We start from the raw sequence: 23539 nt of genomic DNA on the forward strand, positions 1-23539 counted from the left end.
TCTCAGCCTCCAGCCAATTTAATGTAAAGGGAGAAGTATTTTGAAGCTCGTACCTTTGTTGACCGTACTGTGAACTTCGATTTTTCCTTGATGAGATGTAACTATTTTATGACAGTAGGATAAACCTACTCCCCAATTGCTAACGGATGATTTGGTGGAAAAGAAAGGGGAGAAAATTTCATTCATATTTTCCGGCGGAATCCCCGGTCCGTTGTCCTCTATTGAAATACAACCCCATTTGTCCTGATCCTCAATGGTAATCGTAAGCTGCTTATCGCTCGTCTGATGCATGGCCTCTAGAGCATTTTTAATGATATTGAAGCAAACCTCAGTCATGTGAGCAGAGTCGAGCAAAGCTTTGCTTCCATGCGATAAGCGAATAACTTCAATATTCACCGCTTGATCCTTTGATGACAGCTTCTGAAGAGCCAGCTCGACTGGAATATGCAGCTTTACCGGCTTTAACACAATATCAATCGATTCCAGCTTGCTAGATGCATTGTTAATCATGTCATACGAGTAGTAGCACGATTTGAATATGAGCTCAAGGCTGTATAGCGTGTCGGCATCATCCTTGAATTTTTCCTTTAAATATTCCGTTTCAGAGCGTATAGCTAATAAATGATTTTTAATCGAATGGGTAAATGCTTTGACGCCTAAGGAAGCGGTATTGATCCTTTTGTTAATCTCGTCGGCTTCTACATGATGCTGCTTTTGCTTGGTTTGATATCTGGAAAAGGCAAAAACCATGGCAGCAAAGGCGATCAGAGAAATAATGGTGAAAATATTATATTTGAATAAAACAGCATTCATGGGAGGCTTCAAATAATTATGAAAGCTGTCAATATGGGTTGCTCGGATGAGAACGGCAGGTGCCCACCAGAACATCATGATATGAATGATTGTGATTGGAAATAAACACATAATATTAAAAATCGTATATTGCCTAATAAAATGAATTCTAAAATTTTTGATTAAATAATGAATAAGCAAGCTGAAGGTAATCATAATTAGTGCAAATTTGGTACATTGAAAAATGATATCAATGATGTTAGCTACACGTTTATAATTCATGCCTGACGCGTGGTCATACGAGAAGAAATGATTCTGAAGCTTTAGTTGTATGAAAGGATCATAGTAGCAGAGTTGAACGATAAATAAGATCGCTAATGGTATGTAATAGTAAAGCTTATTGATTCTGCTTCTGCTATGGGTGAAGGAGATTGAAAAGAGTAGAAAGCTAAAAAGAAAAAGTAAAATACCAAAATTAAGTAAACGAATGAATAGGAGGGCATCAACGTTTTCTAATACAATGCGATTCCAAGTGCCCTTGCTGAAATTGTAGAAATCATTGATAACCGCCCAGTATACGTTGAATTTACTTAAATAAAACAAATACGAGAAAATGGAAATTAACCAACCAATGATGATGCCGATTAAGCTAATGGTTATCATGTTTTTAGATTTATTATACGTTAATGCAATGGTATAAATTAAAAAAAATAAGGATAAATAGATCATATGTCATCATCCTTTTAGTAATTTTAATTTATAAAGGGGTATATTTCTTTCGACTTATAACAAATTGTAAATTAATCAATAATTTTATTGTGAGCAAGTATAACATGGTCAAAAGGGGAATGTAAATTGAAAAAAACATCTTATAGGAATACTTTTGTGATGGATAAGTAATCATCCTCTTATTCATTTTAGTTTAAAAAGGGGTATATTTTTTTCAACTTAAAACAAATTGTGAATTAAACTATAATTTTGTTGTGAGCAAGTATAGCATGGGCGAGAGGGGAATGTAAATTGAAAAGAAAGCTTGTTACAGGGATGCTTTTGTTGCTAATTGTAAGCGCTTTGATTGCATGTAGTAGTAATTCTAAAACGAATGAGAGTAATAATCAGAATGCGGATTCATCCTCTAATACGGGAGAAAGTACAGACAAAAACGTGAATTTTACAATACCCGTTTTACCTGATGATTTGCCAGCCTTTGAAGCTACTTATGCGGAGTTCCAAAAAGAACATCCTAACATTCAAATCAAGTTCATTAGCTTTCCAGCCAATCAATATTATGAAAAATTAAGAACTCAATTATCCGGCGGAGTAGAGTATGACTTATTCGGCGGGATACTAGACAAGATGGTGGACACAGGAATTATTGAGCCTCTTAATGATTATATTAAATCCAATAATACGGATGTATCCGGCTATGGTGAGCTGTATAAAGAAATGACCATTAACGGTAATATTTATGGATTGCCATTTCGTAAATCTCCTTGGATGTTGTTCTATAACAAAGATATTTTTGATGCGGCAGGCGTCGAGTATCCAAGCGCTGATATGACTTGGGATGAATTCCGCGCACTAGCAGCTAAGGTTACATCTGGCTCGGGCGCTGATAAAACCTATGGCGCATTCCTGCACACTTGGGCCCAGACCTGGTATATGTCTGCCGTTCAAGCAGGTGCAACTGTCATCGACAAGGATCTATCTCCATTCGTTGATGCCTTGCAATTAAGGTTAGATATGGAAGCGGATGGCTCTATTATGCCGTGGGCGGAGTCGAAATCTACTGGAGCTCATTATAATGCAATTTTCCAAAGTGGAACGGTTGCAATGAGCATTATTGGGGATTGGCATGTAGCCCAGCTGAGAAAAGCTGAAGATGAAGGGAAAATGAACTTTAAGTGGGATGTAGTACCTATTCCTCATCCAAAGGGCGTTGAGAGCAATACAAGCTTAGCTACACCTGTAGCCCTAATGATCAATAAAAATTCTAAGCATAAAGAAGAAGCCTATAAAGTGGTTGAATTCTTTACAGGCAGCAAAGGTGCGCAAGTATTCGCTGCCAAAGGCTTCGTTACCGGCTACACAGACGATGCTGTGAAACAAGCATTCTATGGCGACGGAAGTAGACAGCCTGAGCATTTGAACTACTTCTACGAAACAAGCGAATATGCGGAATATCCTATGCTGCCAGGTGTGAAAACGATTGTCGTCGACGGTATCTTCCTGCAAGAAGGCGAGCTAGTATTCATCGGTGACAAAACGCCGCAAGAAGCTGTAGCGGCAATGGAAGAGCGCGTTCAGAAGGAATGGGCAAGCATCTATGAGGAGCAATTCTCCATTAAATAATAAGCGAGCATAACTACAATGATGTCATGCATCGATAGAAGGGCTTAGATTATATGAAGAGCCTTGTCTTCTAGACAAGGCTCTTTTCTTCTAAAGGAGAGGGTAGACTTGTTCGGTAAGAAGCCTTTAACGATGACACAGCGCAATCGAATCAATGGATACATGTTCTTATTGCCCAATATTATAGGTTTTCTAGCCTTTATTCTTATTCCAGTCTTCTTCTCATTCGGAATGAGCTTCGTGGAATGGAATGGATTTGGTGCTTTTAAATTTATCGGTTTTGATAATTACACCAAGCTATTCCATGATGATAATTTTATCATTTCATTCAGGAATAGCATGGTCTTCATGCTTATCACGGTGCCAATTACGCTATTCCTGGCTCTAATTGTCTCTGTGTGGTTAAACTCAGGCATCAAATGGCTGAAGCTGTTTAGGACAGCCGTTTTTTTACCCTATGTGACATCGACGATAGCAGTAGCAGTGGTGTGGCAATTAATTTTCAATCCTACAAAAGGTCCCGTTAATACGATTCTGATGAATCTAGGCATGGATAATCCTCCGGGGTGGTTCTCTTCAACCAGCTGGGCATTAATTGCGGTATCTATCGTATATATCTGGAATCATATCGGCTACTATATGGTTTTGTATTTGGCAGGCCTACAAGGCATACCTGATCATTTGTATGAGGCTGCTGATCTGGATGGGGCAGGAATCATTCATAAGTTTTTCCATATTACGCTTCCTTCCTTATCTCCGGTTATTTTCTTCACCGTTATTATGGGCGTTATTAATTCCTTCAAAGTGTTCGACATGATCTATGTATTGACACAAGGCGGGCCAGGGCGCTCGACACAGGTGCTCGTATACACGATTTACAATACCGCATTTAAGCAGTTTGACTTTGGCTATGCATCAGCCATGGCCTATGTCTTGTTCTTAGTCATTCTTGTCATCACTTTCATTCAATTCAGAGCACAAAAAAAATGGGTTAACTACTAATAAGAGTACCACGATGGTGGAGGGAGATTGAGAGTAATGAGTCAAGCTGCAGCAGGCACACAACCATCTGTACGAAGATCTAACCTGTTCAAGAAGGGCTTTCTATATGTTGCGTTAATTATTACGTCGATCACGATGGTGTTTCCGTTTCTGTGGATGATGTCATCATCGCTTAAGGCGGATAATGAAATATTTACATTCCCAATCAAATGGATTCCAGAAACCGTGTACTGGGAAAATTATTATAAAGTCTGGACGGAAATTCCTTTTCACTTGTACTACTGGAATACGATTAAGCTCGTTGTGATCACGATTGCTATTTTATTAGTTACTTGTTCTTTGGCGGGATATGCCTTTTCAAAAATAAAGTTTCCCGAACGAGATGGCCTATTCTTCTTATACCTATGCACGATGATGATTCCTTATCAGGTCATCATGATTCCACAATTTATATTAATGAAGAATCTCGGACTAATCGATACGCATGCGGCCCTAGTATTGCTAGGTATAGTTAATCCATTTGGTGTATTTCTATTCCGGCAGTTCTTCTCTTCCATTCCAGATGAATTACTGGAAGCAGCCAAGATTGATGGGCTTTCCGAGATTGGCATATATGCCAGAATCGTTCTTCCTTTAATGAAGCCAGCCATTGCAACGCTAGTTATTTTCTCCTTTATGCATACGTGGAATGACTTCTTGGGACCGTTAATCTATTTGACGAAGGATGAATTATTCACTTTGCAGCTGGGGATGCAGCATTTTATTGGTCAATACAATACAGAATATTCGTTGCTCATGGCTGCAGCAGTCTCTTCTATTGTACCTACGGTCCTAGTATATATGTTGGCTCAGGATTACTTTGTTAAGGGAGTAGTGAGTTCAGGAGTAAAAGGGTAAGAGGTGATCCTATGAAGAAGAGTCTTCCTAATGTCGTCTATATATTTGCAGATCAGTGGCGAAGGGATGCAGTAGGGTTTATGGGAAAAGAGCCTGTCCTTACGCCCCGTATTGACCAGTTCGCTGAGCAATCATTATGCTTTGAACAGTCCATTACATGCACGCCAATTTGTTCGCCGCATCGCGCTTCCTTAATGACAGGGAAATACGCATTAAGTACAGGTGTATACACGAACTGCAAGCTTGGGTTAACAATAGGGCTGGAGCAATCAGAAGTAACCATAAGTGATGCTCTGAAGCAAGCGGATTATGCTACGGCTTATATTGGCAAATGGCATCTGGATTGCCCGGAGCAAAACTTCGAGCTGCTTCCGAGGTCTGGGGCGAGGGATTGGGATGCTTATACGCCACCGGGAGCAAAGCGTCATCAATTCGACTACTGGTATTCTTATGGAACGTATGATGAGCATTTAACTCCACACTATTGGCAGGATTCTGAGGAAATGATACAGATTGATGAATGGTCAGTCAAACATGAGACGGATATGGCCCTGCAATATTTGGACAGCGTACAGGAGAGCAACGAGCCGTTCGCCTTATTCATATCTTGGAATCCGCCACATTCTCCATTTGATCTTGTTCCAGATTCGTATAAGAAGCTGTATGAGAGCCAGTCTATTGAACCATTGCCAAATGTTGTGATCCGGGACCCGTTTCTAGTGCATACCGGTGAAGAAGTACCTGGTGGAGCTAGTGTCTGGAAGCAGATGATTGCAGATTATTATGCAGCCATTACAGGAATCGATGAGCAATTCGGGAGAGTGCTGGATAAGCTGGAGCAATTACATTTGACAGACAATACGATAGTCGTGCTTACTGCTGATCATGGTGAGCTAATGGGGGCGCATGGCTTAGTTGCCAAGCATTCCTGGCATGAGGAATCAATTGGTGTACCGTTTATGATTCGCTACCCACAGCAAATAATGCCAGCGCGTACGCGATGTGTGTTGAATACGGTCGACATTATGCCAACTCTATTGGATTTAATTGGATTGGACATACCAAGCTCTGTACAAGGACAATCCATGATATCCCATATTCTTGATGAGCAGCAAGGAAAATCTGATGATGAGTGGGCCGAGGTAGCCTATATAAGTGCGTTCCCAGGTCGAATGGCTGCCATAGAACGATTTCAACAGCATGGATTAAATCACTTGCACTATGGATGGCGAGGGGTACGATCCAGAAGCTTTACCTATGTTGTAGATAAGGGATATACGCCTGATTCCCCAGTACAAAGATTACTGTATGATTTGAGATCGGATCCCTTGCAATGCTCCCCACTTCAATTGGACCATGCCAAGCAGCATCCTATATCTGAGAAGCTGGAGCAGTACCTGATAGCCTATTTAAAAATGACAAATGATGAGTTTGATCCCCAAGCTTAAAATAGATAGCCCGATTATGTCTACTCCATTGTACATATACGGGCTATATCTGTTTCATAGTCTAGCTGAAATAAGAAAGGGGAATGCTGGCGAGCCGACTGACTCCGTCGATTCAAAGATGTCGAATCAAATTGTTGACCTGTTCCGCGAGCTGAATCGTTCCACCGGCAAGATTATGAATGCATAAGAGGAGGATGATGTATGTTTCGTAGAAAAACGGCATTATTGGTGGTCATTACATTGATTTGTTCGCTGCTTGCTCCTGCGGGAGGAGGTTGGGTCGGCACGATCGAAGCCGCATCGAACAAATATCTTCATCTGAATTTTGACGATTATCCGGCAGAGCCATCGCTGATGAATCCGACGAGCACTTCGGACGGAGGCGGGAGCTGGAGCTTCTTCGGTACGGTAGCGGGCTCCGTATATGGCATTGGCGAAACTGTGTCTGGTGTCGAAGGCAGGAGCATGAGCATCGTCTCGAACATACCTCCGAATCAAAGCGTTAACAATCCGAATATACAGAAAAACAACTTGACGATTCCGGGAAGCGGAGGCGCAAATTCGGTTATCGTGATGGAAGGCAGATTTAAGTTCGATAATACGGCGCTCGAGAGAAGGTTGTTCACGGCAACGCTGACCCAATCTCCGAACACAACAACCGTCGGTGAAATCCGCGTCACGATGGACAAGACCGGAAAGATTCTTTTGCTTTATCCGTCCGCAAGCGGTGCCAACGCTACGGAACAACTGGGGCTGTATGAAGGCGGCGTATGGTACCATATTCAGTTGTATGCGGACATGGCTTCACGGGAGTTAAAGGCTTATGTGAACGGTGAGCTTCGAGCAGCGGTTGCAGCATCCTCCGTCTGGGACAACTTCCGTTCCTTCCGTTTCACCCAGCTTGGTTCGGCGGATACGGAAGGCGTTATGACGATGGACGATATCAAGGTGTACGACTGGATTCCGGTTGAAGCTCTGTCCGTGGATCGGAGCGCACTAAATATGGTGCCGGGCGATAGGGCGGAGCTTAAGGTGACATACTCGCCTGCGGATAGCACGAACCGCTATACAACTTGGGAGTCGGATCATCCTGAGATCGCGACGGTTGATGAACAGGGTGTGGTCAGCGCCGTCGCCGCAGGCACAGCAGTGATAACCGCAAGAAGCAAAGAAAATGGTGCGATTGCGGCCGCAAGCGTTGTGACCGTCAGCGAATATACGGCCGTGGAATCCGTTGCGGTCGTGCCAGCTTCGTTGCAATTGGAAACCGAAAGGACGGCAGCGCTGGCTGCAACGATTATTCCGGCCCAGGCAACGAATCAGGAGATGATATGGTCCAGCGACAACAAGGCGGTCGCTGATGTCGATATGACCGGTATTGTAACCGCTGTCAGTACAGGCACGGCTGTTATTACGGCGACAAGCGCGGACGGGCCGTCGGCGCAAAGCGTTGTCACCGTCGTCGAAAGGAATACGCCGATTGAGTCCATTACGCTCCCCCCTTCGGCCCGCGTCGACGTCGGAGATACGATAACCGTCACTCCCCGTTACTTGCCGGAAGATGCGACGAACCCGCTCTTTCAGTGGACTTCCGACAATGAGGAATCAGCCAGCGTCGATTCGAACGGGAACATAACTGGACTTGCCCCGGGCTCCGCGATCATAACGGCTTCTATAACCGGCCTAGCCGGGACGGTCACGGCAGAGATCGAGGTTGAAGTGACAGAGGCTGCTGAGCCTGTTGACGCGTTCGATGAACTGAGGCTCAAGTGGAAGGCGGTGCTCGACGGCGGGCATGATCTGGATGTTGATGAACCTGTAATCGTGGCGCAGATCGCCTCGATCAACGACTTGGCCCGTACGAGGTGGGAGACGATGCTAAGAGGCGAAGGACGGACATCGCTTTGGAGGGATGTGCCGCCGTCGGTGACGGATTCCTCTTTTATCAACACATACATGACACGGTTGAGAGATATGGCCTATGCGTATTCCATGAAAGGAGGCAGCCTATACCACAATATTACAATGAAGCAGGACATCATCTCTGCGCTGGATTGGATATATGAACACGAATACAACGAACATATCGAGGAATACGGCAACTGGTGGAATTTCGACATTGGCGTTCCCCTTCGCGTTATGGATATCATGGTGATATTGTACGACGACTTGTCCGCAGAGCAGATTGATCGGTATGTTCGGACGGCAGATAAGTTCATCGGGGATATTATGGGCCCGGAATTCGTGCAGATTGGCGCCAACCGATCCGATATTATGACGATCGAGACGCTGATGGGCATACTCACCAAGGATTCAGACCGCCTGAATGACGTGTTGGTCCAGATCAGTCCGTTGTTTGACTACGTGGCGGAGGGCGATGGATTCTATGAAGACGGTTCGTTCATTCAGCACAATACGATTCCGTATACCGGAAGCTACGGAGAAGTGTTGATTCGGGGATTAGGGCAGCTGCTTTATTTGCTGGACGAGTCCCCGTGGGAAGTGACGAATGCGGGTGTGGCGAATGTGTATAGCTGGTTAATTGATTCGGTCGCACCGGTCGTATATCGTGGCGAGATGATGGATATGGTGCGCGGCAGGGCGATCGCAAGGGAAGCGCTCAGCGGTCACGTTGCGACGGTCGGCATGATATCCGGGATGCTCCGACTCGCGATGTCCGCTCCAGAGAACGAGGCGCTTCGCATCCGAGGCTTGATCAAGCATTGGGTGCAGTCCACCGATCCGGACTTGGACGTCTACTCCGCCTTAAAGCTCGACTTGATGTCTCCGCTCGAGACTATTATGGAAGACGCGTCGATCGTTCCGCAAGGCGATTCGCCTTTTCATAAGGAGTTCGGGGCGATGAACCGGACGGTTCACGTTGCGGACGGTTTCGCCTTTGGAATCAGCAAAAGCTCTAACCGTATCGCGACCTACGAGTTGACGAATGGAGAGAACGGTGAAGGCTGGTATACCGGAGATGGCATGACGTATTTGTACAACGGCGATGCCAAACAATACTCGGACGATTATTGGCCGACCGTCAATCGTTATCGTCTTCCGGGGACTACCGTGGATACCCGGCCGAGAACAAATAATCATTATCAGTATGGAGATGGAGAGACAACGCCGGACAACACATGGGCGGGAGGCGCGACGCTCGGAACCGACGGCGTGTCGGGGATGAACTTGCAGCAAGTGGGCACGACACTAAGAGCGAACAAATCATGGTTTATGTTCGATGATGTAATCGTGGCGCTGGGATCGGGCATAACCAGCAGCGACGGAAGGGTGATCGAAACGATTGTGGAGCAGCGCAAGATCGGCGATGACGGCACGAACGCGCTTATCGTCGACGGAGTTGCTGCGCCTGCCAATCTAGGCTGGACTAATACATTAACCGGCGTAGACTGGGCGAATCTGGAGGGGAATATGCCTGGCTCCGACATCGGTTACTATTTCCCGGACTCGGCGACGCTTCACGCCTCCCGAACGGCGAACAGCGGTTCCTGGTACGATATTAACCGGAACGATAGTACGTCTACCGATATTCGAACCCGCAATTACGTATCGTTCTGGTTCGATCACGGGACGAATCCGACGAATGAGACATACAGCTACGTCCTGCTTCCGAACCGGACAGCGGCGGAAACGGCGTCATTCGCCGAGTCACCAACAATAAGCATTATCGAAAATTCCGATGCGGCTCATGCGGTGAGGGATCTATCCCGCAATCAGATCGGCATTAACTTTTGGCAGAACCGGACAACAACGGCGGCCGGCGTGACCTCGAGCAGGCAAGCATCGGTTATGCTGAAAGAAAATGAGGACGCTACGCTCGACTTAGCCCTGTCCGATTCGAGCTTCGTCAATTCGGGTGTCATTGAGCTCGAAATTGACCGTTCGGCTGCTTCCGTATTGTCCGCGGACGAGGAAGTGATCGTGACGCAGCTTCATCCGACGATCAAGCTGCTCGTGAGCGTAGAAGGCTCCTTCAGCCGTTCGTTCCATGCGTCGTTCGATCTCGATCCTGCGAAAGAGAGGCCGGATGCGGAAGAGGACGTTCCAGCTATCGAGAATGTTAAGGAATCGACAGGAGCGGAACAGCCGATCGCGCATGTGCATTCGTTTTTCGATCAAGAGCAGCCGGGTAATCGGCCAGCAGGGTTAAGTATCGAAGAGGATCCTCTTACGCTTGGCATCGTATCCGCAATTGACAGTGACAGTGACACCGATCATGTTCTGCAATTGATGGACCGGAATCCGGACGGAGCGGTTACGGTGACCGGACGGTTTGAAGAGCAGGCGGGAATTCTCGATCTCTCCTGGGCATACGCCGATCCGAGAGGGAACAGCGGACTGCGTTTCCGCATGATCGGAGAGGATCAGATCGCGGCGGAGTTAGTGGCAAAGCCGGATGGTTTGTATCGTGTAGACTCCAGTGGGGGAGAGCAACTGCTCTTTGTAACGGAGCCGGCTCACTGGTATACGATCCATATTCGTCTTCATGCCGAACGGCAGGAATGGATGCTCTACGTCAATGGTGAGCGGGTTCCAGGCATATACCTTTTTATCAACGATGTCGACGTGGTGGACGGCATTCAATTTCAGTCGGGATGGCACAATGAGAATGCGGTCGCTTATGTGGACGATATAACGGTATACGTCACGGGGGCAGCGCCACTCGTTGTCGATGGTTTCGAGTCGTATGAAGCTGGTGCGCTTCCTGGCGACTGGGTCATCACTCAGCGTGAGCAAAGTGCGCCTGTATACGTTTGGTATGACCAAAAAGAACGGAATCGCAGCGTGCTTCTCGACGACAACGATTCTACATTCAGAGCCACTATATCACGCACCTTCGAGCCCCAATCGGGCCGTCTTATAGCGGAATGGTCATACAAAGAGCTAGCCGGAGGCAAATACCCGGAGTTCCAGCTGCTGTCCGGCAGCACGAGAGCTGTGCGCTTGACGTCAAGCTCCAACAATTATTTGCGTTACTTCGGGACGAATGCGTCGGCTAATACGATTATTGCCAATGCTCCGACGAAGCTGAAAAAGTGGCATGTCGTCAAGCTCGACATCGATATTCCGAATCATTCGTACGATATTTATTTCGACGGCGTGTTGGCGGAAGCGGGAGTGCCGTTCTTTACGGAAGTGGGCAGTATAGATACGATTCTATTCGGTTCCGGTTATGGCGCGGCGGACGCGAAGCTGTTCGTCGATAATGTGAAGGTATATCATCTGGCGGGAGATGTGCCCGCTTGGGATAATGGCGGTGGCGAAGGCGGACAAGAGCCGTCTCCAACGCCAACACCGACGTCAACACCAACGCCGACACCAACGGTAACACCGACACCGACGTCAACACCGACACCGACGCCAACACCGACACCAACGGTAACACCGACACCGACGTCAACACCGACGTCAACGCCAACACCGACACCAACGGTAACACCGACACCGACGTCAACACCGACGTCGACGCCAACACCGACGTCAACACCGACGCCGACACCAACACCGACATCGACGTCAACACCGACGCCGACGTCAACACCGACGCCGACGCCGACGTCAACAGCGACACCAACGGTAACACCGACACCGACGTCAACGTCAACACCAACGTCAACACCAACACCGACGTCAACACCAACGTCAACACCAACGGCAACACCGAGGCCAACGATAACACCGACGTCAACGGCAACACCGACATTAACGCCAACACCAACGCCTTCTCCTTCATTGCCGCCGGAGGAGAGCGGAGGGGAAGCGGGTGCTGATGGCGGAACGATAACCGCCGAACAGCTGCTGGAGCTGCTTCAAGCCGATACGTCGATCTGGACGGTGAAGGCGGAAGGCGTTTCGTTCGAGGTGCCGATCAGCGCTTTGCGGATTAAATTCGCTCAGTTGGCCGAGGGGCTGAACTTCGAGCTGGCGGATATATCCTTCAGCGTGAGCATGAACCGTGAAGACAGCCGCGAAGCTATCGATTTCGCCAACCGGATCGGTTCGGCAGGATTGAGGACGTTAACGGAAGTGGCAGACTTTCAGCTCATGATCCGGGCAGGAAACAAAAATTTTGAGCTAAGCGAGTTCGGCAATACCTATGCCGCCATAACGCTCGAACTAAATGATTCGGTGGATTTGTCGAAGGCAATGGCCGTCATGTACGATTCGCAGTCGGGCGATATCCGGTTTGTTCCGGCCCGATTCGAGGAGAAAGACGGCGTGAAGAGAGCGATGATCAGCAGCGTCTATACCGGCCTGTTCGCGATTGTGGGGGAACAGGAAAAAACCTTTGAAGATATTAAAGGGCATTGGGCGAAATCCGATATCGACAGGCTTGCTTCGCGGCTGCTCATACAAGGCAAGTCGGAGTCGTTCTTTCAGCCGGAGGTCGCCATAACCCGAGCCGAATTTATGACGTTGCTTGTTCGATCGCTGGGACTCAAGGAAAACGTGGGAGCAACGTCATTCGCAGATGTGTCGGCAGGCGCCTGGTACGAGGGCTGGTTAGGCGCTGCAGTTGCTGCGGGTCTGGCAGAGGGTTATGCGGACGGGAGCTTCCGACCGGATGCCACAGTGAGCCGAGAAGAGATGAGTGTGCTGCTCGCCAGGGCGATGTCCTACGCCGGTTTCACTGTGAGCGCGACTGACGAAGATACACTTTTGCTAGACGGCTTCTCGGACGGTGACTTTATCGCATCATGGGCGAGGAGTCAAACAGCCGGATTAACGCGTATCGGTATCTTGAGAGGAATGGACGGCGAGCGGTTTGCTCCCAAAGTTAGCATGACGAGGGCACAAGCCGCAATCGTTCTGGGACGAATGCTCGCAGCCATTCGTTTCCTCTAACGCATTCATTCGTATGGAAACAAGGGGCTATCCCATAAGGTCATTAAATTGATCTTGCGGGATAGCCCTACTTTGTATGAGTATCAATCGCACTTATAAGTGCCGCGCTACCTCGAGAACCGTTATGTGAAACGTCTCTAAGAGGGTTCTGGAGAAATAATACGATCAATAGTTACAAACTGATCACTATAATGAAGGATTAAAGAGTGTTAAACTATAATTATTGATCGGATATAAAAGAAGACTTGCGGGTGAGCTCTTCTCACAATTCGCTAATGAACGAATAAATAGCATATCATTACTATTTGTGTTAGCTAAAATAAAATCACTAAAAGAGTAACAGCTAAGGAGTGTGTATTATGAATTCGATATTATTTATTGCAGGTTGGGCTATTGTTGGAATTTGTATAGGAGGAATTATTGTGCTTATCAAAAATAGGCCTAAGAAGTGAGTTAATAATAAGATCAGATTATTAAAACTGATTTCACGGGAGTTATTGCAAATAGAGAACAGTCAGCAAAGTCGACAATGTCAACTGTATTGTCTACGACATAACCTCCAAGCCGACGGCAACGATCGCGTGGATATGGTGGCATTCGTGTAAAAAATGACTCTCTTTTATCTGTGTTATGCCGCAGATAGAAGGGAGTATTTTTAAGAAGATAACAATTCAATCTCTATAATAGCCGGATTATATAAAATATGGTAGAGTAGGAGCATTGAACTAGATGGGTCTAAAGTCCATGCGGTAACAAACTCCGAATTATTAATGGTCTTTGATCGGTATAGGGCTTATTAAAAGTTGACTGCAGATATTGGAGGATCTAGACATGAAAAAATGGTTGCCGGCAGCGTTAATCATTGTTTTTGTTATTCTGGTTATTACGGTTCCCTCAACGGAAGATTATAATGAGGCTCTTAAGAATAAAATAAAAAAAGAGACTGAAAATAATATTTGGGTTAACCTTGGGGTAGATTTATTAGGAGATAAGTTAATAAAAACGACAAGCAGCTGCGACTCATATGTGGTCGTCAGGACTTGTGAAACCAAAGTGACGGACTTATATAAATTAAAAAGTATCGGATTTTTAAATCAGTACATATTTTATTGATCTGTCTTAAAATACGAAAGCTTCTTTTCTTGCTTTGATTAGCAAGGAAAGAAGTTTTTTTCGTTCGTAGGACTGGAAATGATGGATTTCGACCAAGGCAACTTTCAAAAAGATGGTGAAGATGTTCGATGAAATTTTCTAACAGTTACAATTCTTCTGACCGATAGATCGTATTATGCCACCTCTGCTATAATGTACAATAATTGCAGGCATACTAACAGGAGGACCCATCCATGAAGCTGTCACCACCCGTAGTCCGGGATCATATAGATTTGCCGCAAGGCTTTCCGATACTTGTATCGCAGACCGAAGGCGTTAGCCCGCCGTTCCAGCGGCTGCATTGGCATACTCCGCTAGAGATTAATTTCATCTATAGGGGGAGCGGATATTATCTGATCAATGGCGCCCGATATGACTTCCGGGAGGGAGATATTGTTCTCATCAATTCCAATGATCTGCACCGGGCAGTGGAGACGGAATCGCTGGTGATGGGCATCGTCATGTTCGATCCTTCTTACCTGGCATTGGAGCAGAGGTACGATACTGAGCTGCTGGTTCCATTCCGTGAGATGGGCTTCCGGTTCGATAATGTGCTCGACAGGGATCATCCCCAGCTCTTAAAGCTGTGGTCGCTGCTGGCAGAGATGAGAGAGGAATATTTGCGCAAGGAGCCGCATTACGAAGCGGTCGTTCGGGCTCAGCTGGTTCGATTTCTTGCGTATGTGAACCGGTATTTCTCCAAGGATTCAGGCAATGGCTCGCTTCATGCCAGGGGCACGGAGACCATTCGGAACGTACTGCATGAAATGGAGGAGCGGATGGAGCATCCGTGGACGCTGAAGGAGCTGTCCGATCGTGCGCACTTGAGCAGCTCAAGGTTCAGCTCGTTATTTACTCAAGTCGTCGGTACATCGCCTATGGACTATTTGATCCAGCTGAGGTTATCGAAAGCGGTAGAGCTGATCGAGACTACCGACGGGAAGATTATTGATATTGCATCGGAATGCGGATTCCGCAATTTGTCGAATTTCAACCGGCTGTTCAAGCAGCATATCGGCAAGCTTCCGTCCGAGCTTCGGTCATAAAACAGTAAAATAGTATTAGAACATCGTTCTTTCTTATTAGAGAGACGGTGTTTTTTGTTTTATGATGGATACATCAAGACAAGAAAGTTACGAAGTCCAAGTTATGGAATAGCTAAGGAGCGTGGAACATATCATTTTTCTTGGTATAGACGCAGGAGGCACCAAGACGCATGCCTTGCTGGTAGACGAGAAGGGGAAGGTGCTGGGCCAGGGCCTGAGCGGCAACGGCAACCACCAGACAGCGTTCGAACAGGCTCGCACCAATATCGAATCTGCCTGCAATGCAGCATTGAATGAAGCCGGTATTACGAAGGAGCAAGTAACGTACGCGTATTTCGGCCTTGCCGGTGCGGACCGTGAACCGGATTACGCGATTTTAAGACCGATGATTGCTTCACTCGGGTATGATAGACATGCAATTGCTTGTGATACGATGATCGGCATGAGAGCCGGCACACGCCGCTCGTACGGTGCGGTTATTATTAGCGGGACAGGCTTCAACTCCGCAGCGCGCAACACGAAGGGTGAGGAACTGCAATACGGCGGCTTTGGATACTTGTTCGGCGACGGACATGGCTCGGGCTCCGATCTGGCTGTACATGCATTCCGCACGGCGATTAGAAGCTGGGAAGGACGCGAAGAATATTCCATCCTGACGAAGCTGGTGCCAGAGAAGCTCGGCTACGCTTCGGTGCAGGAGATGTATGACGATGCGCTTGACAATGGCAAGCGCCCGCCGAAGGATCTGGGGAAGCTGATGTTTGAAGCGGCAGGCCAAGGCGACGCGGTGGCGATTCGCATATTGCGCGAAGCTGGTTTCGAGCACGCCAATGCGGTCAATGCGTTAATCAAACGTCTCGGCATGCAGGAGGATACGTTCGATGTTGTGCTGATAGGCAGCGTTATGTCGCGCGGCAGCTCGCCGCATATGGTTGACGCGATCAAGGAAGCGCTAGCCAAGACGGCTCCGAATGCAAGTGTAGTAAGGCTGGCTGTTGACCCTGTTATCGGGGCAGTCATGAGCGCAATGGACAACAGCGGAATTGAGATTGACGCCGCAACAGATGCAGCATTAAGAAGCATTACTTTTTAATTCAAGTGTACCCATAGAAGTCATGAACACAAACCATAACACTTAAGGGAGGCAATACCTGCTATGTCTAACAAAAAAGCGTTGAAAATCGCCGTTATCGGCGGCGGTTCTTCTTACACACCGGAAATCGTAGAGGGCTTTATCAAGCGTTACGATGAGATGCCAATCCGCGAGCTGTGGCTCGTCGATATTGAAGCAGGCAAGCATAAGCTGGAAATCGTAGGCGAGCTGGCAAAACGTATGGTTAAGCAAGCTGGCCTGCCGATGGAAGTACATCTGACGCTGGATCGCCGCGAAGCGATTGCTGGCGCAGACTTCGTAACAACACAAATGCGTGTCGGCTTGCTGGAAGCAAGAAAACGCGATGAGCATATCCCAATCTCGCATGGCGTAATCGGCCAAGAAACGACTGGCCCGGGCGGAATGTTCAAAGCGCTTCGTACCGTTCCGGTTATTCTCGATATCTGTAAGGACATCGAAGAGCTGGCTCCGGACGCATGGCTGTTTAACTTCACGAACCCTGCGGGTATCGTAACCGAAGCCGTTCAGAAATACAGCAAAGTCAAAACAGTCGGTCTGTGCAACTCGCCAATCAACTTCTACAAGTTCCTGGCGAAGGAATACGGTGTTACCGAGCGCGACGTATTGCCGGAATTCGTAGGCATCAACCACTTGCACTGGGTAACGGCTGCCTATGTGAATGGCGAAGACAAGCTGCCTGAGCTGATCGGCAAAGGCCGCGAGTACACCGCTTCCAACGTTACAGCGTTTGACTGGGATGCAGACTTCCTGAGCTCGCTTGGCGCGATTCCGACGTACTACCTGCGTTACTTCTACATGACCGACAAAATGCTGGAGGACATGAAAGCATCGCTGGAGAAAAACGGTACACGTGCTGATGTGGTAAGCCGTGTCGAAGCCGAGCTGTTCGAGCTGTACAAGGACGTTAATCTGAAAGAAAAGCCGAAGCAGCTGGAGCAACGCGGCGGCGCTTACTACTCCGAAGCAGCGGTTAACCTGATGTATTCCCTCTACACGGACAGACGCGACATCCAGACGCTGAACGTTCGCAACGGCAACATTATCGACTTCCTGCCTGAGGATGCAAGCATTGAGGTTAACTGTGTTGTAACGGCGCAAGGACCTATCCCGATTCCGCTGCAAAACGTGCCTGCGCATGTAACAGGACTGCTGCATGCTGTGAAAACGTATGAGTCCCTGACCATAGAAGCGGCTATTTCCGGCGACAAAGGCATTGCGCTGCAAGCACTGGTTCACCATCCGCTTGTACCAAGCGTATCCGTAGCGAAAACGCTGCTGGAAGAGATGCTTGAAGCTAATAAAGAATACTTGCCTAACTTCTTCAAATAAGATCAGGCCTTCCACCAAAGAGGCATAACCCCGCGGGGTTATGCCTCTTTGTGTTATTCACGAGTTTATTGTGGAAAATGAGTATTGCGTATACTCGTTATAGTTGTTATACTTGATATATAACAGACAAACGATTGAGGTGATGAGACATTGTTGCTCGATATCGATCTCCAATCGGAGACGCCAATCTATACTCAGCTGGTAAACGGCATTATTGAAGGCATAGCAAGAGGACAGCTGCTGCCCGGTGAAGCGCTGCCCTCGGTGCGATCGCTGGCTGCAGATCTTGGCATTAACCTGCATACCGTGAACAAAGCCTATCATTTGCTGAAGCAAGACGGCTACGTACAGATCAATCGGAAGCAAGGCGTCGTCATCGAGCCGGATGCTTTCCCGCCAGCAGACGCAGCGTTCAAGGAACGGCTGGCGAAGCAGCTTCGGCCGCTGCTCGCAGAGGCGATCTGCAGAGGGATGTCGAAGGAAGAGCTCGATGCAGTATGCTCGGCTGTATACGAGGATATGAGATCCAATGAACTGGGAGGCGGATAAGGATGAATGATACTTGGATGATGATACTGGTACTAACTTTGATGGTGCCTATTGTGTTTATTTCGACGATAATTCCATTTTTGACACGGCGCATCGAGAGCTTCGGCGTGACGGTGCCAGAGGCGGCGCAGCAGGACGCGGATATTAAGGGGTTGCGTAATCAGTTTATATGGGTGAACGGAGGCGCTGGCGTCCTTTTGACGGCTTCTCTGCTCTTCTTCTCCCGGGGAACAACGGACGACAAGAGCTGGAGCATTCTGCTGATGGCCCACGTGTTCGGCTATTTGATCCTATCTTTCATGATGTATTTGAAAAACCATTATGCCGTGAAACGCCTGAAATCGGTCAAAGGTTGGAACACCGAGAGTGTGCAGCGCGTCGTCGTCAGCACCAAGTTCAGAAACGCGAAGCTTACGTTATCTAACTTTTGGTTCATTCCGCATGTCCTGCTTATTCTGGCTACTGTCCTGATCGGTGTATTGTATTATGATCAGTTCCCGTCACAAATTGCGATGCAGTACAGCATGGATGGCGAAGTGACGCGAAGCGTGGAGAAAAGCTATATGGCTGTCATGTGGCCTGGCATTGTGCAAGCCTTCCTGCTTATCGTATTTCTGTTTTGCAACTATGCGATCGGGCTTAGCAAGCAGATTGTAGAAGGAAGCGATCCGGAAGGCTCACTAGCCCGCAATATCAAATTCCGCAGAATTTGGTCGGGTTATCTCATCTTTACGGGCTTTGCGGTGATGGCTCTGCTTGCGCTGTTCCCGATCGGACAACTGCAGGAATGGGGCATTAACGGAACGATGATTGCGACATTCAGCATTGTCGGCGTCATCACGATCTCGTCCATTATTCTCTCCTTCGTCACTGGCCAGGGCGGCAGCAGGCTGAAGCATGCTTCGGATAATCAAAGCCAGACGGTGCCAACACAGGATTTGGACCAGTATTGGAAGATGGGGCAGATTTATTTTAATCCCAAGGACCCGGCTATCTTCGTCGAAAAAAGGTTTGGCATTGGCTGGACGCTCAACTTTGGCAATAAGCTGGGTTGGCTGTTTATCATCGTCATTATAGCGCTGGCGGTATTGCTGCCGTTCATAGTGGAGTAACGAATAGATGAGCCGCATCCTGCAAGCGGCAACTCATAAGAGTTGCGGCGGACAGGATGCGGCAATTGGCGCCTCGATATGCGCAGACAACGTATCTAAAATGTGATGAAAACGTTTCGTTCGGGAATATGGTACAATAAACCATTAATCTCGCTTACGTCATTTCGCGTAGCCGTTCAGGAGTACAGAAAAATGGTATTGACAGATGGACCATTCACATTGTTTAATTAAGTTAATTAATTAATATGCAATATGAAATGAGGCTATAAATGTCTAAGGTATCCGCAAAGCAAAAGCATGTCCGAATCACCAATCAAAACTTAATAATCGATACGATCCGCAGACATGACAACGCCACGAGAAGCGAGCTGTCCAAGCTGTTGAAGCTGAGCGTTCCGAGCGTATGTACAAACGTGGATCAGTTGGTGGAGCTCGGAATAGTGAGGGAAACCGAGGATGATTCCACGGGAGTCGGCCGGAAGGCAAGCCGTCTTCGTCTGAATATGAGATATGGCTATATCATCTCCATTGATTTGAGCAATCCTTGCATTACCGTTGCGTTATCTGATTTGAAGCCGGAAGTCATCTCCGAGGTCAAGTTCGATCTGGAGCAGTTTGAGACAGAGCAATTGTTTGGGCTTCTGCAGGAAAAGATCGAAGAGCTGCTGAACAAAAACGAACTTGACGCCAGCCGGTTGCTTGTCATCTCGATCTCTGTGCCGGGCCGGGTCAATAACGAAGCCGGCATGGTCCAGTGCGGATCGTATTTGCAGGCACTCGGGAACGTCGATTTCAGAACACCGCTTGAGGAGAAATTCGGCGCCAAGGTTCAGCTTCAAAAGGATATCAACGCGGCGGTCATTGGAGAAATCAGCTTCGGCGCCGCGCAAGGCAAGGACAACGCGGTGTTTGTCAGCGCGGATGTCGGCGTCGGTCTGGGCATCGTATTGAACGGCAAGCTCCATTCGGGCAGCAGCCACGCTGCGGGCGAGATCGAAGGTTATGTCATGAATGCTTCCGGAAGCGCTCCCGAAGCGGAGGGGGAGAAGATGCGGCTGCAGCAATGGACCTCCGTAAAGGCGCTGGTTGACGCCGTGCAAGCCGATATCGATGCCGGCGTAACGTGCAGCATTAACGGCAAGGCTGATTTCAACGCTATTATTCAAGCTACGCAGGCGGGGGACGAACTGTGCGTCAAGCATGTTCGCCAAGCGGCGCGGGCGATAGCGGTGTTTGTGGCGAATATGCTGTATTTGCTTGATTTGGAGACCGTCATATTGGGCGGCGGCTTTGTAACGCTGGGTTCCGAATATACCGGCACCGTACAAGCGGAAGTGCAGCGTCTGCGTCCGGGAACGACTGCCAATATTGTGAATACGGGGCTCAAAACGAAAGCGGTGCTTCTCGGAGGCCTGTCGATTGGCTTGGAGACTATATTCCGCGACCTGCTGAAGGAGTAGGAGGAAAGCAAGCGCTTTATAGCGTTTCTTTTCGCCTAATTAATTAATAAACTTAAGTAACTTAAAGCGCTTTATTTTTGATTGCTGCTTGATTGCCGCACAGCCGGCAGGCAAGTTTCAATAAAAGAACTTAGTCAGAAGGAGAGTTGAGTAATGATGAAAAAGGCGGTTAACAAAACGGTTGGACTGTTGGTAGTAATGGCGCTGTTGTCGACGCTGCTTGCGGCATGCGGCGGAAGCGACAAGGCGGAAAAGGAGCCTGAGAAGAGCGGCAACAAAGAGATATCGCTCCGCGTGGCGACATCCTTTGCAGGTTCAGATCCTTGGGTTCAGGTATGGACGAAAGCGATTAAGCAATTCCAGGACGAGAACCCGGGCGTAAAAATCGTTGACGAGTCGACGCCGGTCAATCAGGAGGCACTGCGCACGAAGGTGAAAGCGGATGCAGCGACCGGCAACCTGGCAGATGTGCTGTTTTACTTCAACGGCAGTGAAACGGCTATTCTTGCCGAATCGGACAATATCGTTTCGTGGGAAGATGAGTTTGCGAAGGATCCGGAGTGGGCGAAGCAGTTCAACGCCGGCATTGTAGATAAAGTGAAATACGACGGCAAGTTGTATGCGCTTCCGTACATTGGCTTCTACGAAGGATTGTTCTGGAACAAAGCGCTGTTTGACCAGCACAATCTGGAGGCGCCGTCGACCTACGAAGCATTCATTAAGGCTGTGGATACGTTTGCGTCGACCGATATTATTCCATTTGCGACTTCTCTGACAACCCCTTACCTGCAAGAGGCGCTAATTCTGTCGCAAGTAGGTCCGGAAGGGCAGCAACAAGCGTACGATCCGTCCTGGGCGCCGGCGGTTAACATCTTCAAGGAGCTTCATGAGAAAAATGCGTTCCCTAAGGATGCCCTGACGCTGGATGATGATAAGGCGCAGTCGCTGTTCGCAAGCGGTAAAGCGGCTATGATGTTCAACGGCTCGTGGACTGCGGCTGGCCTTTCTCAAGATCCGGATATCCAAATTTCCCCGTTCCCGCTCGTGCCGGGCGGCAAGGGTGATGGCGTGATCGTATCGGGCTTCGGGTCCGGCTGGTATATGAAAAACAGCAAGGACCAGGCGAAATACGATATGGCTCTGAAATTTATCAAATTTATGACGTCGCCGGATATTGCGGGTGAATTTGCTGCGATTGGCGGCACCTATGCGGTACAAACGAATGCGTCTGAGAATACGGCGCAGCTGCTTGTTGACGGCAACGCGATGGTTAGCGCGGCCAAAGACTTTGTCATGCCGATTGACTCTAATGTTTCCCGCGAATCGTATACCCAATTTCTGAATGGCATCGGCTACGTAAGCGCCGGGAGAAAGACGGCTGAGGAAGTGCTGGCCGAAGCCAAAAAGCTTAACGATAAAATCCAATAATTCATAATCCATTAGCGCCGGACAACGGGACGACAGGTTCCGGCGCTCTCCTATGCTCAAGGAAAGAGGAGGCGTTCAGTCGTGATCTTCAGGGACAAGAGATACATTGTGCTTTTCCTGGCGCCAACGATGCTGTTGCTGTTTGCGTTTTTGCTTTACCCGCTCATCCAATCGGTCTACTACAGCTTTACCGAATGGTATAACTTTTCGAACACCAAAACCTTTATCGGGTTTGATAATTACAAACAGTTGGCCAATGACCCCATTGTCGGCATTGCTTTGAAAAATACGCTGATCCTCGTATTAGGCGCCGTATTTCTGCAAGCGGGCGGCGGTCTGTTGCTGGCGCTGTTGACGGATAGCATCAAACGCGGCTTTAAGTTTTTCCGAACGGTGTTTTTCTTTCCGATCGTGATCTCGGGAACCGCTATCGGCCTCATGTTTTCGCTGATTTACAACTACGACTACGGCTTGTTGAACGCGATCGTGAAGGCTCTCGGCTGGTCCGAGCAAGTGTGGCTGACGGAGAACAGCGCGATCTATTTGGTGCTCGTTCCGATTTTGTGGCAATATGTCGGTTTTTATTTCGTTATTTTTCTGACAGGCATGTCCAAAATTCCGGAAGACATCTACGAGTCGGCTGTGCTTGACGGCATTACGGGCTGGCGCAAATCGGTATACATTACGATTCCGTTGCTTCGCGACGTGATCGCCTCGTGTCTGACGCTTGCTACTGCGGGGGCGCTCAAAGTGTTCGACGTCGTGTACATTGTGACCAAGGGCGGACCGCTCAATTCCAGCGAGCTGCTCAGCACCTATATGTACGCCAAGGCCTTCAACGGCCAAAACGCGGGCTACGCAAGTACGATTGTCATTGCAATGATGGTGCTTGGCATCGTCATTACGGTGCTGCTCAACAGACTGGTGAAAAAAGAGGCTGTCAGCTATTAAAAACATGCCGAGCAGCCCG

At 48.2% G+C, this 23539-nt stretch carries 15 protein-coding genes and 1 pseudogene; 15 read left to right on the forward strand and 1 reads right to left on the reverse strand.

Annotation, left to right across the window (positions count from 1 at the left end):
- Positions 1-18 precede the first annotated feature (18 nt).
- Complete coding sequence (locus AC0YNW_RS10750; protein ID WP_475831938.1) at positions 19-1521, reverse strand: ATP-binding protein; 1503 nt, start codon at positions 1519-1521, stop codon at positions 19-21.
- Between the two features lie 291 nt (positions 1522-1812).
- Between AC0YNW_RS10750 and AC0YNW_RS10755 the strand changes: the two genes are divergently transcribed.
- The 15 genes and pseudogenes from AC0YNW_RS10755 to AC0YNW_RS10825 all read left to right on the forward strand — a co-directional run bounded on the left by AC0YNW_RS10755 (position 1813) and on the right by AC0YNW_RS10825 (position 23520).
- On the forward strand, positions 1813-3144 hold the full coding sequence (locus AC0YNW_RS10755; RefSeq protein ID WP_475831939.1) for an ABC transporter substrate-binding protein: 1332 nt from the start codon (positions 1813-1815) through the stop codon (positions 3142-3144).
- A 108-nt stretch (positions 3145-3252) separates the two neighbouring features.
- The gene (locus AC0YNW_RS10760; protein WP_475831940.1) at positions 3253-4146 is read left to right on the forward strand and encodes a carbohydrate ABC transporter permease; all 894 of its coding nucleotides are present in this window, start codon (positions 3253-3255) and stop codon (positions 4144-4146) included.
- Positions 4147-4182: 36 nt separating this feature from the next.
- Positions 4183-5043, forward strand: coding sequence for a carbohydrate ABC transporter permease (locus tag AC0YNW_RS10765; RefSeq protein WP_475831941.1), 861 nt, complete (start codon positions 4183-4185; stop codon positions 5041-5043).
- Positions 5044-5054: 11 nt separating this feature from the next.
- Positions 5055-6491: a sulfatase family protein gene (locus AC0YNW_RS10770; protein ID WP_475831942.1), complete on the forward strand. Its 1437-nt coding sequence runs from the start codon at positions 5055-5057 to the stop codon at positions 6489-6491.
- A gap of 201 nt (positions 6492-6692) precedes the next feature.
- A complete protein-coding gene (locus AC0YNW_RS10775; RefSeq protein WP_475831943.1) occupies positions 6693-13358 on the forward strand; it encodes a polysaccharide lyase family 8 super-sandwich domain-containing protein in 6666 nt (2221 codons plus the stop codon).
- Positions 13359-13865: 507 nt separating this feature from the next.
- A pseudogene (locus tag AC0YNW_RS10780) lies at positions 13866-13970 on the forward strand (GMP synthase (glutamine-hydrolyzing)); the annotation flags it as partial.
- A 219-nt stretch (positions 13971-14189) separates the two neighbouring features.
- The gene (locus AC0YNW_RS10785; RefSeq protein WP_475831944.1) at positions 14190-14471 is read left to right on the forward strand and encodes a hypothetical protein; all 282 of its coding nucleotides are present in this window, start codon (positions 14190-14192) and stop codon (positions 14469-14471) included.
- A gap of 233 nt (positions 14472-14704) precedes the next feature.
- The gene (locus AC0YNW_RS10790) at positions 14705-15556 is read left to right on the forward strand and encodes a helix-turn-helix transcriptional regulator (RefSeq protein WP_387469598.1); all 852 of its coding nucleotides are present in this window, start codon (positions 14705-14707) and stop codon (positions 15554-15556) included.
- A gap of 121 nt (positions 15557-15677) precedes the next feature.
- Positions 15678-16649 (forward strand): N-acetylglucosamine kinase, encoded by a 972-nt coding sequence (locus AC0YNW_RS10795; protein ID WP_475831945.1) that lies wholly within the window; start codon positions 15678-15680, stop codon positions 16647-16649.
- A 63-nt stretch (positions 16650-16712) separates the two neighbouring features.
- Entirely contained in the window at positions 16713-18020 is a 1308-nt protein-coding gene (locus AC0YNW_RS10800) for a 6-phospho-beta-glucosidase (RefSeq protein WP_475831946.1), read from the forward strand.
- Positions 18021-18170: 150 nt separating this feature from the next.
- Positions 18171-18569: a GntR family transcriptional regulator gene (locus tag AC0YNW_RS10805; protein ID WP_475831947.1), complete on the forward strand. Its 399-nt coding sequence runs from the start codon at positions 18171-18173 to the stop codon at positions 18567-18569.
- 2 nt (positions 18570-18571) lie between these two features.
- Positions 18572-19681, forward strand: a complete 1110-nt coding sequence (locus AC0YNW_RS10810; RefSeq protein ID WP_475831948.1) for a DUF1648 domain-containing protein — start codon at positions 18572-18574, stop codon at positions 19679-19681.
- A gap of 269 nt (positions 19682-19950) precedes the next feature.
- Positions 19951-21141, forward strand: coding sequence for an ROK family transcriptional regulator (locus AC0YNW_RS10815; protein WP_475831949.1), 1191 nt, complete (start codon positions 19951-19953; stop codon positions 21139-21141).
- A 153-nt stretch (positions 21142-21294) separates the two neighbouring features.
- Positions 21295-22569, forward strand: a complete 1275-nt coding sequence (locus tag AC0YNW_RS10820) for an ABC transporter substrate-binding protein (RefSeq protein WP_475831950.1) — start codon at positions 21295-21297, stop codon at positions 22567-22569.
- A gap of 81 nt (positions 22570-22650) precedes the next feature.
- The gene (locus tag AC0YNW_RS10825; protein WP_475831951.1) at positions 22651-23520 is read left to right on the forward strand and encodes a carbohydrate ABC transporter permease; all 870 of its coding nucleotides are present in this window, start codon (positions 22651-22653) and stop codon (positions 23518-23520) included.
- The last annotated feature ends 19 nt before the right edge of the window (positions 23521-23539 follow it).

It is taken from the genome of Paenibacillus sp. J31R120, assembly GCF_056269225.1.